The organism is Kumtagia sp., assembly GCF_059502445.1.
Genome location: NZ_JCACER010000021.1, coordinates 1 through 17,643, shown reverse-complemented (window position 1 = coordinate 17,643; position 17,643 = coordinate 1). Strand labels below are relative to the sequence as shown.

General features: G+C 66.1%; 15 protein-coding genes. 9 read left to right on the top strand and 6 right to left on the bottom strand.

The window, feature by feature from the left end; all coding sequences use genetic code 11:
• Positions 1-18: 18 nt before the first annotated feature.
• The 8 genes from AC5JDC_RS08780 to AC5JDC_RS08745 all read left to right on the top strand — a co-directional run bounded on the left by AC5JDC_RS08780 (position 19) and on the right by AC5JDC_RS08745 (position 10,736).
• Entirely contained in the window at positions 19-669 is a 651-nt protein-coding gene (locus AC5JDC_RS08780; RefSeq protein ID WP_495840937.1) for an RNA-binding protein, read from the top strand.
• Complete coding sequence (gene infB, locus AC5JDC_RS08775; protein WP_495840935.1) at positions 666-3,332, top strand: translation initiation factor IF-2; 2,667 nt, start codon at positions 666-668, stop codon at positions 3,330-3,332. Before AC5JDC_RS08780 ends, infB begins: the two co-directional genes overlap by 4 nt.
• A gap of 4 nt (positions 3,333-3,336) precedes the next feature.
• Positions 3,337-3,912 (top strand): hypothetical protein, encoded by a 576-nt coding sequence (locus tag AC5JDC_RS08770; protein ID WP_495840933.1) that lies wholly within the window; start codon positions 3,337-3,339, stop codon positions 3,910-3,912.
• Between the two features lie 80 nt (positions 3,913-3,992).
• Positions 3,993-4,385: a 30S ribosome-binding factor RbfA gene (gene rbfA, locus AC5JDC_RS08765; RefSeq protein WP_495840931.1), complete on the top strand. Its 393-nt coding sequence runs from the start codon at positions 3,993-3,995 to the stop codon at positions 4,383-4,385.
• A gap of 376 nt (positions 4,386-4,761) precedes the next feature.
• On the top strand, positions 4,762-5,733 hold the full coding sequence (truB, locus tag AC5JDC_RS08760; protein WP_495840929.1) for a tRNA pseudouridine(55) synthase TruB: 972 nt from the start codon (positions 4,762-4,764) through the stop codon (positions 5,731-5,733).
• Between the two features lie 1,025 nt (positions 5,734-6,758).
• Positions 6,759-7,115 carry a 30S ribosomal protein S15 gene (rpsO, locus tag AC5JDC_RS08755; RefSeq protein ID WP_280954241.1) on the top strand — a complete coding sequence of 119 codons (357 nt, stop codon included), beginning with the start codon at positions 6,759-6,761 and terminating at the stop codon, positions 7,113-7,115.
• A 310-nt stretch (positions 7,116-7,425) separates the two neighbouring features.
• Positions 7,426-9,573, top strand: a complete 2,148-nt coding sequence (gene pnp, locus AC5JDC_RS08750) for a polyribonucleotide nucleotidyltransferase (RefSeq protein ID WP_495840927.1) — start codon at positions 7,426-7,428, stop codon at positions 9,571-9,573.
• Between the two features lie 149 nt (positions 9,574-9,722).
• Positions 9,723-10,736, top strand: a complete 1,014-nt coding sequence (locus tag AC5JDC_RS08745) for a class I SAM-dependent methyltransferase (protein ID WP_495840925.1) — start codon at positions 9,723-9,725, stop codon at positions 10,734-10,736.
• A 1-nt stretch (position 10,737) separates the two neighbouring features.
• Here AC5JDC_RS08745 and fabI read toward each other — a convergent pair whose 3' ends face one another.
• From fabI to AC5JDC_RS08715, 6 genes are all read right to left on the bottom strand, one after another.
• Positions 10,738-11,547: an enoyl-ACP reductase FabI gene (gene fabI / locus AC5JDC_RS08740; protein ID WP_495840923.1), complete on the bottom strand. Its 810-nt coding sequence runs from the start codon at positions 11,545-11,547 to the stop codon at positions 10,738-10,740.
• Between the two features lie 98 nt (positions 11,548-11,645).
• Positions 11,646-12,863: a beta-ketoacyl-ACP synthase I gene (fabB, locus tag AC5JDC_RS08735; protein ID WP_495840921.1), complete on the bottom strand. Its 1,218-nt coding sequence runs from the start codon at positions 12,861-12,863 to the stop codon at positions 11,646-11,648.
• A 33-nt stretch (positions 12,864-12,896) separates the two neighbouring features.
• Complete coding sequence (gene fabA / locus AC5JDC_RS08730) at positions 12,897-13,463, bottom strand: 3-hydroxyacyl-[acyl-carrier-protein] dehydratase FabA (RefSeq protein WP_495840919.1); 567 nt, start codon at positions 13,461-13,463, stop codon at positions 12,897-12,899.
• Between the two features lie 193 nt (positions 13,464-13,656).
• Positions 13,657-14,568: an SDR family oxidoreductase gene (locus AC5JDC_RS08725; protein WP_495840917.1), complete on the bottom strand. Its 912-nt coding sequence runs from the start codon at positions 14,566-14,568 to the stop codon at positions 13,657-13,659.
• Positions 14,569-14,631: 63 nt separating this feature from the next.
• Positions 14,632-15,795, bottom strand: a complete 1,164-nt coding sequence (gene queG / locus AC5JDC_RS08720) for a tRNA epoxyqueuosine(34) reductase QueG (RefSeq protein ID WP_495840915.1) — start codon at positions 15,793-15,795, stop codon at positions 14,632-14,634.
• The gene (locus AC5JDC_RS08715; RefSeq protein ID WP_106775689.1) at positions 15,776-16,468 is read right to left on the bottom strand and encodes a glutathione S-transferase family protein; all 693 of its coding nucleotides are present in this window, start codon (positions 16,466-16,468) and stop codon (positions 15,776-15,778) included. The genes queG and AC5JDC_RS08715 overlap by 20 nt, the downstream gene beginning before the upstream one ends.
• A 249-nt stretch (positions 16,469-16,717) precedes the next feature.
• Here AC5JDC_RS08715 and AC5JDC_RS08710 point away from each other — a divergent pair, with 249 nt between their 5' ends.
• Positions 16,718-17,524 (top strand): undecaprenyl-diphosphate phosphatase, encoded by an 807-nt coding sequence (locus tag AC5JDC_RS08710; RefSeq protein WP_495840913.1) that lies wholly within the window; start codon positions 16,718-16,720, stop codon positions 17,522-17,524.
• The last annotated feature ends 119 nt before the right edge of the window (positions 17,525-17,643 follow it).

The following is a 17,643-nucleotide window of genomic DNA, read 5'->3' as shown; positions in this document are numbered from 1 at the left end:
CAACCCCTTCTCGACGAGATGAACGATCGCACCTGCATCGTTTCGCGCGAACGGCGCGAGCCGGATGAGCTGATCCGGTTCGTCGTCGCTCCCGACGGCACGGTCGTACCCGATCTCAAGAGAAAACTGCCCGGCCGCGGTTGCTGGGTGAGCGCCGATCGCCTACATGTGGAGAAGGCGGTCGCGAAGAACCTTTTCGCGCGCGCCTTCAAACGGCAGGTCGGCGTCCCTCCCGCCCTCGCGGATATGGTGGACGGCCTTCTTGCCCAATCGGCGCTCGGGGCTGTCGGGCTCGCTCGCAAGGCGGGGGCGGTTGCATTGGGTGCCGCGAAAGTCGACAATGCGGTGCGCAGCGGCGAAGCGCTGCTCGTGCTGCATGCCACGGATGCCTCTCCGGACGGTGTCCGCAAGGTAACCCAGGCCAGGCGAGCGACCGCCCATCTCGGCGGACCGGAAATCCGTGCCTACAAACTTTTCTCGGAAGCCGAATTGGGTTTGGCATTGGGCGGCACAAATGTGATACATGCTGCCGTTCTCGCGCAGGAAGCGGGAAGAGCGGCTGCACGGCGCGTGGCGGCGCTCGACCGCTACCGGGGCGGATCCCCGGATGATGAAGCGATGTTTGCGGCGATCGCCGAAGACGAGACAGCCGCAGAGGATATGGAATGAGCGATACGAAATCCGGCGACGACAACACGTTGACCGTCAACACCAAGAAGACGCTGAGCCTGAAGCCGGCCGGCGTCACGCAGGGCACCGTGCGCCAGAATTTCTCGCACGGCCGCACCAAGCAGGTCGTCGTCGAGACCAAGAAGCGCAAGTTCTCGATGCCGGGCGAGCGTGCGGAACCGCATCAGCAGGCACCCGTGTTCACGCCGCGCCCGCAGACGCCGTCCGCCCCGCCGCCGCAGGCGCGTCCGCAGGTCGCGGCGCCGCAGCCCGCCGCGCCGCAGGCCGTTGCGCCCGCTCCCCAGAGCCCGCCGCGGCCGCAGCCGGCCCCGCCGCCGCGCGAGGCGCCGCGCCCGCAGCCCGAGCGCAGCGGCATGGTTCTGAACGAACTCTCGATCAGCGAGATCGAGGCACGCCGCCGCGCGCTCGAGGGCTCCAAGGCGCGCGAGCAGGAAGACCGCCACCGGGCGCTGGAGGAAGCACGCCGCCGCGCCGAGGACGAAGAGCAGCGCAAGCGCGAGCGCGAGGCCTCCGCCCGCCGCCAGGCCGAGGAAGAGGCGCGGCTGCAGAAGGAAGCCGAGGCGCGCAAGCGCGCCGAGGAGGAAGCGCGTCGTCGCGCTCCGCAGTTGGAGACCGCCAGCGACGACGAAGAGCCTGCGGCTCGTCCACGTCTCGGCATCGGCGCCGGCGCGGGTGCCGCGCGCGGCGCTCCGGTTCGCCGGCCGGTCACGCCCGAAGTCGCCAAGCCCACCAAGACGCGCGGCGACGACGACCGGCGGCGCGGCAAGCTCACCGTCAGCTCGGCGACCGGCGACGAGGATGCGCGCGCGCGCTCCCTGTCGGCGATGCGCCGGCGCCAGGAGAAGTTCAAGCGCGCCATGCACCAGGAGCCGCGCGAGAAGATTTCGCGTGAGGTGGTGCTGCCCGAGACGATCACCATCCAGGAACTGGCGCAGCGCATGTCCGAGCGCGCCGTCGACGTCGTCAAGTACTTCATGAAGCAGGGCCAGATCCTGAAGCCCGGCGACGTGCTCGACGCCGACACGGCCGAGTTGGTGGCGTCCGAGTTCGGTCACACGGTCAAGCGCGTCGCCGAAGGCGACATCGAGGAAGGCTTCTTCGGCGGCCCCGACAACCCGGAGGACCTGCGGCAGCGTCCGCCGATCGTCACCATCATGGGCCATGTCGACCACGGCAAGACCTCGCTGCTCGATGCCATCCGCAACGCCAACGTCGTCTCCGGCGAGGCCGGCGGCATCACCCAGCACATCGGCGCCTACCAGATCGAGAAGAACGGCCAGAAGATCACCTTCATCGACACGCCGGGCCACGCCGCCTTCACGGCGATGCGCGCCCGCGGCGCCAACATCACCGACATCGCGGTGCTGGTGGTGGCGGCCGACGATTCGGTCATGCCGCAGACGATCGAGTCGATCAGCCATGCCAAGGCGGCCGGCGTGCCGATCATCGTGGCGATCAACAAGATCGACAAGCACGAGGCCGATCCGCAGAAAGTGCGCAGCGAGTTGCTGCGCCACGAGGTGTTCGTCGAATCGATGGGCGGCGAGGTTCTCGACGTCGAGGTTTCGGCCAAGACCGGCCAGGGCCTCGACAAGCTGCTGGAAGCGATCCTGCTGCAGTCCGAACTGCTCGACCTCAAGGCCAATCCGGACCGCACCGCCGAGGGCGTGGTCATCGAAGCCAAGCTCGACAAGGGCCGTGGCCCCGTGGCCACCGTGCTCGTGCAGACCGGCGACCTGCTGGTCGGCGACATCATCGTGGCCGGCAACGAGTGGGGCCGCGTCAGGGCGTTGCTCGACGACCGCGGCGATCAGCTGGAGGGCGCCCTGCCCTCGCAGCCGGTGGAGGTTCTCGGCCTGCAAGGCACGCCGATGGCCGGCGACCGCTTCGCGGTGGTCGACTCCGAGGCCCGCGCCCGCGAGATCACCGAATATCGCCAGCGCAAGGCGCGCGACAAGGCCGTCGCTAAGCATGTCAGCCAGCGCGGCTCGCTGGAACAGATGATGTCGCAGCTTCAGGCGACCGGCATCAAGGAGTTTCCGCTGGTCATCAAGGGTGACGTGCAGGGTTCGGTCGAGGCGATCATCGTCGCCCTCGACAAGCTCGGCACCGACGAGGTTCGGGCCCGCATCGTGCACAGCGGCGCGGGAGCGATCACGGAAAGCGACATCTCGCTGGCCGATACGTCGGGCGCGGCGATCATCGGCTTCAACGTGCGCGCCAACCCGCAGGCCCGTCAGGCGGCCGAACACGCCGGCATCGAGATCCGCTACTACAACATCATCTACAATCTGGTGGATGACGTGAAGGCGGCGATGTCGGGGCTGCTGTCGCCGGAGCGCCGCGAGACCTTCCTCGGCAATGCCGAGATCCTCGAGGTGTTCAACATCACCAAGGTCGGCAAGGTCGCGGGCTGCCGCGTCACCGAGGGTCGCGTCGAGCGCGGTGCGGGCGTGCGCCTGATCCGCGACAACGTGGTCATCCACGAGGGCACGCTGAAGACGCTCAAGCGCTTCAAGGACGAGGTGCCCGAGGTGCCGGTCGGCCAGGAATGCGGCATGGCCTTCCAGAACTACGAGGACATCCGCCAGGGCGACATCATTGAGTGCTTCCGCGTGGAGATGGTGACGAGGACGCTGTAACACGATGCAGTTGGGTTATACGCCTGACTACGCTGAAGCGATTACGGCGAGCCGCATAGCGGCTCGCCGTATTTTCAGCCCATGGCAGCGCTACTGGTGCTGGCCGTACTATGTCGTTGTAGCCATTGCTTCCATTGCAGTGGGATATGCCGTGGGCGATTCACTACGATCCACTATCGGCGGCCACATGGCGGGCATCCTAACCATGTGTACGATCGTGGTTCTTTACGTTGTAGGCGCGGTGATCGGCGTGCGTCTCGGCCGTCGCCTGACAGCGCACTGGCTCCGGCAGAATAACCCCGAACGTCCGACGCAGTTCTCTCTTGAACCGGACGGGCTCCAATGGCGCAAAAGCCAGACCTTTGCCCAGCTCGGCTTCTTGGACATAGATAGAATCGTTGTGACCCCCGACCTAGTCGGTTTTCTTTCCGGTGCCCATGTTTTGTATATCCCCTACCGTGCGTTTGATAGTGCGGAGCAGATCAGGACGCTAGTAACAACGGTTTTCGACCGGTTGTCGGAAGAAGCCAAACAGCGTTCGCTGAAAGATGCCGAGATCAGATCAATGGTTGCCGCCTGACCCTTTTTACAGTCGGCCTTGATCTTGTCGGCATACACTCGCAGGCTTTGAGCCTGAAACTCCATATTCGAAAGGCGTAGATGTCACAACAAAAAGGCCCCTCCCAGCGCATGCTGCGCGTCGGCGAGCAGGTGCGCCACGCGCTTTCCGACGTGCTGCAGCGCGGCGAGGTGCGCGACGACCTGATCGAGACGACGGTGATCTCGATCTCGGAAGTGCGCATGTCGCCCGATCTCAAGATCGCCACCGCCTTCGTGGCGCCGCTGGGCGCGGCCGACGACGAAGCCGTCATCGCCGCGCTCAACCGCAACGCCCGCTTCATCCGCGGGCGTGCGGCAGCCGCGCTCAGGCAGATGAAATACATGCCGGAATTCCGCTTCCGGCTCGACACCAGCTACGACAATTTTTCGAAGATCGACCGCCTGCTGAAGTCGCCCGAGGTGGCGCGCGATCTGGACAAGGACGAGGAATGATTGACGCCGACATGCTCTCCCCCCTTGCGGGGGAGATGGCTGCGAAGCAGCCAGAGGGGGTAATCGCGGCAGCGCGGGACGTATTGATCGGGTCCAGCCCTTCCGGGGCGACCCCTCCCGGCCGCTTCGCGGCCACCTTCCCCTCGAGGGCAGGGCTATCGCATATGGAATTACCCCCACCCCTAACCCCTCCCCACAAGGGGGAGGGGGACCGGCTGGCTCTCCGCCAGGCACAATCGCCGGCGATTTCGCGTTGCACAACGGCCGCGAAGTCCCCCTCCCCCATGTGGGGAGGGGTTAGGGGTGGGGGTGCGGGCCGGGCAGCAGTCGCTGAAATCCGATATGCGGCCACCCTGCCCTCGAGGGGGAGGGACTGATGGCCCGTCGCGGCAAGAAGAAGGGCCGGCCGGTCTCCGGCTGGCTGGTTTTCGACAAGCCGGTCGGCATGGGCTCGACCGAGGCGGTGTCCAAGATCAAATGGCTGTTCCAGGCCGAGAAGGCGGGCCATGCCGGCACACTCGACCCGCTGGCGTCGGGCATGCTGCCGATCGCGCTCGGCGAGGCGACCAAGACCGTGCCCTATGTGCAGGACGGCGCAAAAGTCTACCGCTTCACCGTCGCCTGGGGCGAGGAGCGCTCCACCGACGACCTCGAAGGCCCGGTGACGAAAACCTCGGACAAGCGGCCCGGCGAGGCGGAGATCCGCGCGCTGCTGCCGAACTACACCGGCGTGATCATGCAGACGCCGCCGCAGTTCTCCGCCATCAAGATCGCCGGCGAGCGCGCCTACGATCTTGCCCGCGAGGGCGAGACGGTCGACATCCCGGCACGCGAGGTCGAGATCGGGCGGCTGGAGCTGATCGAGACGACGCCGGAAGGCAATTCCGTCTTCGAGATCGAGTGCGGCAAGGGCACCTATGTGCGTTCGCTCGCCCGCGACCTCGGCCGCGATCTCGGTTGCTACGGCCATATCGCCACGCTGCGCCGCACCGAGGTCTTTCCGTTCACGGTCGACGACCTCGTGCCCCTCGACGCACTGGAGGCCGCCGCGCCCCAGCGCGAGGAGGCTGCGCCGGAAGGCGGCCGCCCGTTCGCGGCGCAGGGCGAGCGCTTTGTCGCCCTCGACGCCTTCCTGCTCGACACCGGCGAAGCGCTCGACTGCCTGCCGCAGGTGGCGATCACCGACGACGCGGCGGCCAAGCTCCGGCTCGGCAATCCCATCATCCTGCGCGGCCGCGACGCGCCGGTGCAGGCCGACGAGGCCTGCGCCACCGCGCGCGGCAAGCTGGTGGCGATCGGCGAGATCGAGGCGGGCATGTTCAAGCCGAAGCGGGTTTTCGCGGGGTAGCTGAGAATGTCGCCGGCGTCGGCGACGAACACCTGCGCCGATTTTCTACGAGGCCCGGTCATCCCGTTCCGCACCGCCGGAGCACTTCGCTGGAGTTCCGGCATGGATCCTATGGTCTCCGCGACGGCCTTCGGCCTGCTCCGCCATAGGATGACGAAGGCAAAAGGGGTTTACCGCTAGTCTCCGACGTCGGCGATTGGCGGAGACGTCCGACGAATTCGTCATCCTAGGGCGGAGCCGGAGCGAAGCGGAGGCGGAGACCCTAGGATCCATGCCGTACCGGTGGCGAAGTGCTCCGGCGGTGCAGAAGCCCCGCATCTCCGCCGCATTTCGGCTCGCTCGACGACGGAGACGACCTGGATAAAAGGGGATAGTTTTCTTTCCTTCCGCCGAAAAACGTTGCCGCTTCAAAGCCGGCGCGAACCAGAAAAGCGAAATTCCTCCGGCACTTGGCCGTTTCCGCTGCCTCGGGCGAACAGACCGGCGGCAGCGACTTTATCCCCTCCCTTCCCGCCTCCCCTATACTTGGCCTCGAAAGCCGCGCCCTTGCGGGAATCTGGTGCGCACCGGGTATCAGGAGGGAGCGTCGGCGCCGGGTCGGTCGTGCAATCGGTAGCGCGGCTGGCGAGAGCTGGAGACCCGGGCCCCAGCCGCGACACCTGCGGAAATGCAGAGCTAGCGGACGGGCAAGAACGCCGGCGGGGCGCGGGTCACCGCGCCACGTATTTACTTAGAGAGGCTCGGCCCCGCGCCCCGCTTCCCGCACTTTCCTTTCAATGGCCAGACTGCGATGCAGGGCGTGGTGAGGATGGAGCTTGGCTACAGGGGACAGTTTACTTTCTTTCGGCAGAAAGGCCGTAGCAGTCCAGAGGTCGCGCGGGCCGAAAAAAGGTAACTGTCCCCGGCGCCCGCGCTCGTTCCAGCCGTGGCGGAAGCCATGCGGCAGCGTCCCAGGTGCCTCCACGCCGGCGCATCACAAACGCTATGGCTTTTGTGCGGGAATTGCCCTATATGCGCGCCATCGCATGCAAACGAGCGATGAAAACGGCCCCTGCTGGACGACATCCCGGCTGTGGGCGTCCCGTTTCCTCCAACCATCAAGGAAAAACGCGATGTCGATCACTGCTGATCGCAAGAAAGAACTGATGACGGAATACGCGACCAAGACCGGCGACACGGGTTCGCCGGAAGTGCAGGTCGCCATCCTGTCGGAGCGGATCAAGAACCTCACCGAGCACTTCAAGGGCCACGTGAAGGACAACCACTCCCGCCGCGGCCTGCTTGCTCTGGTGTCGCAGCGCCGTCGCCTGCTCGACTATCTGAAGGGCAAGGACGAAGGCCGCTATTCGACGCTGATCGAGAAGCTCGGCCTGCGCCGCTGACGAACTGACCGGCGGGCCTTCCCTCGAAGGTCCGCCGGTCGCGCATTCGGGCATGCGCCAGGCGCTGCCCGCGGAGCGCGACAGGCCGAAGCGGCCCTGGCGCTCCACCGGCCCGATCCCACAGGCAGGATCGGAGCCGCCCATGGACCGGTCATGGGGCAGGATTGCAGGATGCCCGGAGGCGCACGACGATGCGCCGACGATCCGGACCTCCCGCTGTCTTGCCCGTGGCTCGTCCGAACCGAAGCCAATAGGGGAGGCGCTGCCGGCGGAAGCCGACGCGGCGCCGCCCGCACAGCAAGGACAAGACATGTTCAATCATCACAAAGTAGAAATCGAATGGGCCGGCCGGCCGCTGATCCTCGAGACGGGCAAGATCGCCCGCCAGGCTGACGGCGCCGTGCTCGCCACCTACGGCGAGACCGTGGTTCTCGCCACCGTCGTCTCGATGAAGGAGCCGAAGCCCGGCCTCGACTTCTTCCCGCTCACCGTCAACTATCAGGAAAAGACCTATGCGGCCGGAAAAATCCCCGGCGGCTATTTCAAGCGCGAAGGCCGCCCGAGCGAGAAGGAGACGCTGGTCTCCCGCCTGATCGACCGCCCGATCCGCCCGCTCTTTGCCGACGGCTACAAGAACGACACCCAGATCGTCGTCACCGTGATGCAGCATGATTTGGAAAACGATCCGGACGTTCTGGCGATCGTCGCCACGTCGGCCGCGCTCACGCTCTCGGGCGTTCCCTTCATGGGTCCGATCGGCGGCGCCCGCGTCGGCTATATCGGCGGCGAGTACAAGCTCAACCCGCATATCGACGAGATGGGCGAGTCGAAGCTCGACCTCGTCGTCGCCGGCACGGGCGAAGCGGTCCTGATGGTCGAATCCGAGGCGCAGGAGCTCCCCGAGGACGTCATGCTCGGCGCCGTCATGTTCGGCCACAAGGGTTTCCAGCCGGTCCTCGACGCGATCATCCAGCTCGCCGAGCTGGCCGCCAAGGATCCGCGCGATCATGTCGTTCCGGACCTGTCCGAGCTCGAATCCACCATGCTCGGCCTGATCGAGGACGAGCTGCGCACCGCTTACAAGAACACGGTGAAGCAGGAGCGCTACGCCGCCGTCGACGCCGCCAAGGCCAAGGTGAAGGCGGTGCTGCTGCCGGAAGGCGCGGAGGAGACGAAATGGTCGGCCGAGCAGGTCGGCTCGGTGTTCAAGGAACTGCAGGCCAAGATCGTCCGCTGGAACATCCTCGACAGCGGCAGCCGCATCGACGGCCGCGACCTGAAGACCGTCCGCAAGATCGTCTCGGAAGTCGGCATCCTGCCGCGCACCCACGGCTCGGCGCTGTTCACGCGCGGCGAGACGCAGGCCGTGGTGGTGGCGACGCTCGGCACCGGCGAGGACGAGCAGTATGTCGACTCGCTCACCGGCATGTACAAGGAGACCTTCCTCCTCCACTACAACTTCCCGCCCTACTCCGTCGGCGAGACCGGCCGCATGGGTTCGCCGGGACGCCGCGAGATAGGCCACGGCAAGCTCGCCTGGCGCGCCATCCGTCCGATGCTGCCGACGGTCGAGCAGTTCCCCTACACGCTGCGCGTCGTCTCGGAGATCACCGAGTCGAACGGCTCGTCGTCGATGGCGACCGTGTGCGGCACCTCGCTGGCGCTGATGGATGCCGGCGTGCCGCTGGCGAAGCCGGTGGCCGGCATCGCCATGGGCCTGATCAAGGAAGGCGAGCGCTTCGCGGTGCTGTCGGACATCCTCGGCGACGAGGACCATCTCGGCGACATGGACTTCAAGGTGGCCGGCACCTCTAACGGCATCACCTCGCTGCAGATGGACATCAAGATCGCCGGCATCACCGAGGAGATCATGAAGGTGGCGCTGGACCAGGCCAAGGGCGGGCGCCAGCACATCCTCGACGAGATGGCCAAGGCGCTGTCGGAAGGCCGCAAGGAGCTCGGCGAGTTCGCGCCGCGCATCGAGGTCATGAACATCCCGACTGACAAGATCCGCGAAGTGATCGGCTCGGGCGGCAAGGTGATCCGCGAGATCGTCGAGAAGACCGGCGCCAAGATCAACATCGAGGACGACGGCACGGTGAAGATCGCGTCGGCCAACGCCAAGGAGATCGAGGCGGCGAAGAAGTGGATCCACACCATCGTGGCCGAGCCGGAAGTCGGCGAGATCTACGAGGGCACCGTGGTCAAGACCGCCGATTTCGGCGCCTTCGTCAACTTCTTCGGCCCGCGCGACGGCCTCGTTCACATCTCGCAGCTCGCCAGCGACCGCGTGCAGAAGACCACCGACGTCGTCAAGGAAGGCGACAAGGTGTTCGTCAAGCTGATGGGCTTCGACGAGCGCGGCAAGGTCCGCCTGTCGATGAAGGTCGTCGACCAGAAGACCGGCAAGGAGCTCGCCCGCGAGAAGAGGCAGGACGGCGAAGAAAACGCCGCCTGATCGGGCGCTGCATCTGGACTCGAGACGGGCGCGGTGAAAGCCGCGCCCGTTTTAATATGAACGATCGAGCCAGCGGAAAAAGACGTCGAGGGGGTTTTCATGACCGGGCGACGTAGGGTGTCAGGCCCTCAGACATTGGCATTCTTCGCATGAAGGAGGCCCTGAAAACCCTGCTCCACCCCTTCGAGGCGGATGCTATCCCGGTACCTGGGAACGGCCAGCGCGTGCTCTTCCTCGGCGCGGAACCGGGTTTTCGGCCGCCGTCGGACTTCTCGACGGACATCGTCGCCATCCAGGGTTTTCGCCCGCTCCATCTCGCCCTGCAACGCGAGGGCCGCACCGTCCACCCCGCTCCCGAGGGAAGCGATTTCGACGCGGCGCTGGTGCTCGCCGGCCGCCACCGCGGCGAGAACGAGTTGCGCATCGCCGAAGCCATCACCCGCACCAAGCCCGGCGGATTGATCGTGGTTGCAGGCAGCAAGGATGACGGCATCGCCAGCCTGCGCAAGCGGATGGATGGTCTGGCGGCGATCAACGATCATCTGTCGAAGTATCACGGCGTCGCGTTCTGGTTCCGGCGAACGGAAGCGGCCGCAAACGCCGCCAGCGTTCTTCGCGCCGCAAATCCGCCGACGCTGGTCGAAGGCCGTTTCCGCACCGCGCCCGGCATGTTTTCGCACGACCGCATCGACCCCGCCTCAAAATTGCTCGCCGAAAGCCTGCCCGACAATCTTTCCGGCCATGTCGCGGATTTCTGTGCCGGCTGGGGTTATCTCGCAGCCGAAGTCGCCGCGCGCTGCGCGCGGGCCAAATCGATCGACCTCTACGAGGCCGATTTCGCCTCGCTCGAGGCGGCAAAGGCCAATCTGGCGGAGATCGCCGTCCCGACCCGCTTCTTCTGGCACGACCTCGCCGGCGAGCCGGTTTCGGAGCGCTACGACGCCATCGTCATGAACCCGCCCTTCCACACCGGCCGGCAAGCCGAACCGTCGCTCGGGCAGGCGATCATCAAGACGGCCGCTGCCGCGTTGAAATCGGGCGGACGGCTTTTTCTGGTCGCCAACCGCCAGCTTCCTTACGAAAGAACGCTGGCAGACGTGGTTTCGGAGTTCAAGGAAATCGCCGGCGACAGAACCTTCAAGGTGATCGCCGCGCGGCGGTAAGTCATTGCCCGGCGTCGCTCCGCTTCAGCTCGTCCAGCGTCGGCATCGAGACGATATGGTAGCCGGAATCGACATAGTGGATCTCGCCGGTGACGCCCGACGATAAATCCGACAGCAAATAGAGCGCAGAGCCGCCGACCTCATCCAGCGTCACGGTGCGCCTGAGCGGCGAGTTGCGCTGCTGGTAGGAAAACATGTAGCGGGCGTCGGAGATGCCGGCGCCGGCCAGCGTGCGCACCGGACCGGCGGAGATGGCGTTGACGCGGATGCCGCGCGGGCCGTAGTCGTTGGCGAGGTAGCGCACGCTCGCCTCCAGCCCGGCCTTGGCGACGCCCATGACGTTGTAGTTCGGCATGATGCGCACCGAGCCGGCATAGGTCAGCGTGACCATCGAGCCGCCCTCCGTCATCAGCGCGGCGGCGTGGCGCGCCACCTCGGTGAAGGAATAGCAGGAGATCACCATGGTGCGGATGAAGTTCTCGCGGCTGGTGTCGGCGTAGAGGCCCTTCAGCTCGTTCTTGTCGGAGAAGCCGATGGCGTGGACGATGAAGTCGAGCTTGCCCCATTCGTTGCCCAGCGTCTCGAAGACGCTGCTGACCGAGGCACTGTCTTCCACGTCGCAGGACAGCACCAGCGAGGCGCCCACCTTGTCCGCCAGCGGCCTCACCCGGCGGCCGAAGGCCTCCCCCTGATAGGTGAAGGCGAGCGACGCGCCGTGCTCGGCCAGCTTCTGCGCGATGCCCCAGGCGATCGAATGATCGTTGGCGACACCCATCACGAGGCCGCGCTTGCCTTGCATAAGTGGGGTCATCGTGAAGGGTCCTTGATGAATAGAGCGAATGGGAGTAGCGAATAGAATCGCGAATCTACTCGCTATTCGCTACTCCCTATTCGCTATCCACTAATCGCTCAGTTGTATCGCTGGAACACCAGCGTCGCGTTGGTGCCGCCGAAGCCGAACGAGTTGGACAGCACGGCATCGATCTTGGCGTTGTCGATGCGCTTGCGCACGATCGGCATGCCCTCGAATTCCGGATCGAGGTTTTCGATATGGGCGCTCTCGCCGATGAAGCCGCCCTGCATCATCAGGATGGAATAGATCGATTCCTGCACGCCGGCGGCACCCAGCGAATGGCCGGTGAGCGACTTGGTCGAGGTGATCGCCGGCATCCTGTCGCCGAACACCTCGCGGATCGCCGCCATCTCGCGCGAATCGCCGACGGGGGTCGAGGTGCCGTGGGTGTTGATGTAGTCGATCGGGCTCTCGACGGTGGCAATCGCCTGCTTCATGCAGCGCACCGCCCCCTCACCGGAGGGCGCGACCATGTCGTAGCCGTCCGAGGTGGCGCCGTAACCGACGACCTCGGCATAGATCTTCGCGCCGCGCGCCCTGGCATGCTCGAGCTCCTCCACCACCAGCACGCCGGCGCCGCCGGCGATGACGAAGCCGTCGCGGTTGACGTCATAGGCGCGCGAGGCGGTGGCGGCGCTGTCGTTGTATTTCGACGACATGGCGCCCATGGCGTCGAACAGGTTCGACATGGACCAGTCGAGGTCCTCGTGGCCGCCGGCGAAGATGATGTCCTGCTTGCCCCACTGGATGAGCTCGTAGGCGTTGCCGATGCAATGCGCCGAGGTCGAGCAGGCCGACGAGATCGAATAGTTCACGCCGTGGATCTTGAACCAGGTGGCGAGCGTCGCCGAGGCCGTCGACGACATCGCCTTCGGCACGGCGAACGGTCCGATGCGCTTCGGGCTGTTGTTCTTCAACGTGGTCTCGGCTGCCTCGACAATGGTCCTGGTCGACGGACCGCCGGAGCCCATGATGATGCCGGTGCGTTCGTTGGTGATGTCGCTCTCTTCCAGCCCGGCATCGGCAATCGCCTGGCTCATGGCGACATGGTTCCAGGCGCCGCCCTTGTGCAGGAAGCGCATGGCGCGGCGGTCGACAAGCTCCGTCGGGTCGAGCGTCGGCTTGCCCCACACCTGGCACCTGAAGCCATGCTCAGCGAAATCTTCGGAACGGGTGATCCCGGATTTCGCGTGGCGCAGGGAGTCTTCCACTTCCGCGGCATTGTTGCCGATCGAGGACACGACACCGAGGCCTGTCACAACGACTCGTCTCATACTGCGCTCCTCGTATTGTCTTGGCGGCGTCCGTCAGGCAGCAGGTTGCTTGGCGAGGCCGACTTTCAGGTCGGATGCCGCATAGATGGGTTCGCCATCGGCCTTCAACCAGCCATCCGCGATGCCGAGCACCAGACGACCACGCATCACCCGCTTGAAATCGACGCCATATTCGACCTTCTTGACCGAGGGCGTGACCATGCCCTTGAACTTCACCTCGCCGGTCGACAGCGCCATGCCCTTGCCGGGCTCGCCCAGCCAGCCGAGGAAGAAGCCGGTCATCTGCCACATGGCATCGAGGCCGAGGCAGCCGGGCATGATCGGATTGCCGATGAAATGGCAGCCGAAGAACCAGAGGTCCGGCTTGATGTCGAATTCGGCGCGGATGAAGCCCTTGTCGAAGGCGCCGCCGGTCTCGCTGATTTCGGTGATGCGATCGAACATCAGCATCGGTGGATAGGGCAGCTGCGCGTTGCCGGGACCGAACAGCTCGCCGCGCGCGCAGGCCAGCAGGTCTTCGTAGTCGTAGCTCGATTTCGCCACCGCAGTCAGGTCTCCGCGCTCAGTTTCGAAGTCCGGCGCCCGGCCGTACCCCTGCATCCGGCCGCACCGCTATCACGAAGCGTTTCAGGCCAGAAACTCGACGTTAGCGCTTATCCTGCCGGCCCCGCCCGGTCAATGCGCTGTCGGCTTCGGACACATGCCGGAGCGCCCGCGAAAGCGGCGGATGCGCGTTTTTTCACCGCAAACCGCGACCCCCGGAATCGTCGGGAGCCTTGCATTCGCGGCTCGATCAACCCCGCCGCATCGGACTGCGGGCGTCGGTGCGGCCACCCGGCCAGCTTCCGTCGGCCCACATGGAATCGAGGGCGACGCGGTAATCCGGATAGCGAAAACCATAGCCGGCCTGGCGCATCAGCGCATTGGAGACGCGCTTGTTTTCGCCGTAGAACGAGCGTGCCATCGGCGTCAGCTCGGCCGTTTCGAACGGAATTTCGGGCGGCGGCTCGACGCCCATTTTCGCGGCTGCATGGGCCACAACGTCCTGCGGCGGCGCCGGCAGGTCGTCGGTGACGTTGAAGACGCCGGCGAGATCGCGCTGCGCAAGGTGCCAGAGCGCGCCGGCGATGTCGGCGACGTGGATGCGGTTGAACACCTGGTCCTTTTTGACCAGTCGCCGCGCCGTGCCGTCGCGCAGGTAGACGAAGGCGTTGCGGCCCGGCCCGTAGATGCCGGACAGCCGCAGGACGGCGACAGGCAGGCCTCCTTTTTCGCGCCCGAGCGCCAGCCAAGCCTGCTCGGCTTCCAGCCGAAGGCGCGAGCGCGCCGAGAACGGCCGGCATTCGGACGCCTCGTCGACCCAGGCGCCCTTGTGGTCGCCATAGACGCCGACGGTCGACAGGTAGCCGATCCAGGCAAGCCGCGGCATCTTTTCGCGAAGGAGGTCGCCGAACAGGTTGAGAACCGGATCGCCGCCCTCGTCCGGCGCAATGGAGACGATCAGGTGGGTGGTATCAGCCAGGGCGCCGGCGATCTCGCCGGAGATGCTGGCGCCGTCGAACCGCAAGGGCACGATGCCGGCCGCTTCCAGGGCGCCGAATTTTTCGGCCGACCGCGTCGTGCCGGCGATCGCGATTGCAGCCTCGGGCCTCGCGGCGGCGAATGCCTTTCCGGAATAGCCGGCGCCGAAGATGAAGATGTTCATGCAGTCTCCGAAGATGACGGAACGGGGGACGGGCGCGCAGGAACGGCGCCGGGATGCTGCTCGTCAGGCGTTTTCGACCTGGCGTTCCGCAGCCTCGACCGCCGCCCGCAATTCGTCAAGCACGAGCGGATCGGCGTCGGTCCTGTCCCGCATGAGATCCAGCAGGACTTCAGCCTCCAGCAGCCGGCCCAGGGCCCAGACCGCGGCGCCGCGGACCAGCGGCGAGGCATCGTCGAGCAGGCCCGTGCATGGCGCGATCAGCGAAGCGTCGTCAGAATTGCCGGCTGCGACCAGCACGTTGCGCAGGAATCGATCCCGGCCGATGCGCTTGACCGGCGAGCCGGAGAACAGCGTGCGGAACGCCGCGTCGTCGAGCGCCAGCAGGTCGGCAAGCTTGGGCTCGCGCAGGTCCTCGCGCGCCCGGAGCTTGGCCTCGGAGGCCTCGCGCGCGAACTTGTTCCAGGGACAGACGGCAAGGCAGTCGTCGCAGCCATAGATGCGGTTGCCGATCTTCTCGCGGAATTCGCGCGGGATCGGCCCCTTGTTCTCGATGGTCAGGTAGGAGATGCAGCGGCGCGCATCGAGCCGGTAGGGGGCCGGAAAGGCGTCGGTCGGGCAGGCGTCGAGGCAGGCGCGGCAGGAGCCGCAATGGTCGGTCTCCGGGCGGTCGGGGGCGAGCGCGGCAGTGGTGAAGATCGTGCCGAGGAACAGCCAGGAGCCGTGCTCGCGACTAACCAGATTGGTGTGCTTGCCCTGCCAGCCGATGCCGGCGGCCTGCGCCAGCGGCTTCTCCATGACCGGCGCGGTGTCGACGAACACCTTCACGTCGCAGCCGGTCCTGGCGGCGAGCTTGCCGGCGACGCCCTTCAGCCTGCCCTTGACGACGTCGTGGTAGTCGCGGTTCTGCGCATAGACGGAGATGGCGGCGCTGTCCTTCTGCTCCAGCACGGCCAGCGGATCATGTGCCGGGCCGTAGTTCATGGCCAGCATGACGATCGAGCGCACCTCCGGCCACAGCGTGCGCGGATCGCCGCGCCTGGCGAGCTTCTCCTCCATCCACGCCATCGAGCCGTGGAGGCCCTCGCGGACGAAATCGGCCAGCCGTTCCGCCGCGAGCGGAATCGCGTCGGGGGACGTCACGGCAACGCAATCGAAGCCGGCAAGTTTCGCCTCGCGCTCGAGGAAGCGGCGGACGGAGGCCGGAGCCTCAGAAGTCGAGGTCCGCATAGTGGGACACCGGCGACAGGCCGCGCACCCTATCGTTGAGCAGCGACCGGAAGGACGGCCGCGACTTCATGCGCGTATACCATTCGCGCGCCGCGTTGTGCTCGCGCCAGTCGATCTCGCCGAGATAGTCGAGCGTCGAGATGGCGGCGGCGGCGGCAAGATCGGCATAGGTCAGGCGCGTGCCCGCGAGCCAATGGCGGGTGCCGGCCATCCAGTTGATGTATTTGAGGTGCTGGCGGATGTTGGCGCGCGCCGCGCGGATCGCCGCCGAATCGGGCGCGCCGCCGCCGAGCGTGTCCGGCATCATCGGCTTCAGCACGCGCTCGCGCACCAGATGCCGCGTCACCTCGCTTTCCATCTTGGTCAGGAACCAGTCGACGAGGCGGCGGATCTCGGCGCGCTGCATCGGGTCCTCGGCGAACAGCCGGCGCTCGCGCTTGAGCACGCCGCGCGTCTCGTCGATATATTCGCTGATCACCTGCGCGCCGACGATCGGCACGTCGCCTTCCGCCAGCAGCACCGGCAGCGAGCCGGCCGGGTTGAGCGACAGGAACTCCTTGCGCCGGGTCCACGGCTTCTCCTCGATCAGCGCCAGCTCCTCGCCATATTCGCCGAAGGCGAGACGGACGAAACGGCACGAGGCGAGCATGGGGTGATGAAAAAGCGTCAGCATGGTCCTGCGAGGATTGAACGGACTGGCGGAGTGAGGTCTGCGCGGATAGAAGCGTCGCCGGCCTTCGTCAACAGGGCGTTAAGGCGCAAGACCTATAGGAGGGTTGCCGCGCCGTGACAAGCAACCGCATCGCTTGAAGCCGGGTGCGCGACTCAGATAGTGCCACCCGAACCGCCTTCGCCGGCTTCGCTCCTGGCGCCGAGCCGGAACACCATCGAAGAATGTCCTGACGCGCACCGGAAACCGTTCATGGAAAACCAGACGATCGTCGACGCCCTGATGCTCGGGCTGCTCGAGGGCTTGACGGAATTCATCCCGGTCTCGTCCACCGGCCACATCCTGCTCGCCGGCCATTTCCTCGGCTTCCAGTCGACCGGCAAGGCCTTCGAGGTGCTGATCCAGCTCGGCGCCATCCTCGCCATCCTGTCGGTCTATTCGGCGCGCCTGCTGAAGATCGCCGCCGCGCTGCCGCACGATCCTTCGGCGCGCCGCTTCGTGATCGGCATCCTCATCGCCTTCCTGCCTGCCGCGGTGATCGGCGCGCTGGCGCACGGCTTCATCAAGTCGGTGCTGTTCGAGACGCCGAAGCTGATCTGCATCATGCTCATCCTCGGCGGACTGGTGCTGCTTGCCGTCGACCGCATGGCGCTGAAGCCGCGCTACGACAAGGCGATGGATTTTCCGCTGTCGCTCTGCCTGAAGATCGGATTTTTCCAGTGCCTCGCCATGATCCCCGGCACGTCGCGTTCGGGCGCCACCATCGTCGGGGCCCTGCTGATGGGCGCCGACAAGCGCTCGGCAGCGGAATTCTCCTTCTTCCTCGCCATGCCGACCATGGCCGGCGCCTTCGCCTACGATCTCATGAAGAACCGCGACATCCTGTCGGCGGCCGACCTGCCGATCATCGCGACCGGCTTCGTCGCGGCGTTCGTGATGGCGGTCATCGTCGTGCGCTACCTGCTCGACTACGTCTCGCGCCACGGCTTTGCCCTGTTCGCCTGGTGGCGGCTGATCGTCGGCACGCTGGGGCTGGCGGCGCTCTACGCGTTCGGGTGAGCTTCTTCTCCCGCTGGCGGGGGCAATCGCATATGAGTTGTATAGGAGCGGCGGACAGCTCTGAGTCGTCATTCCGGGGCCGCGCAGCGGAACCCGGAATCCAGAGTGCCGACGCTGCT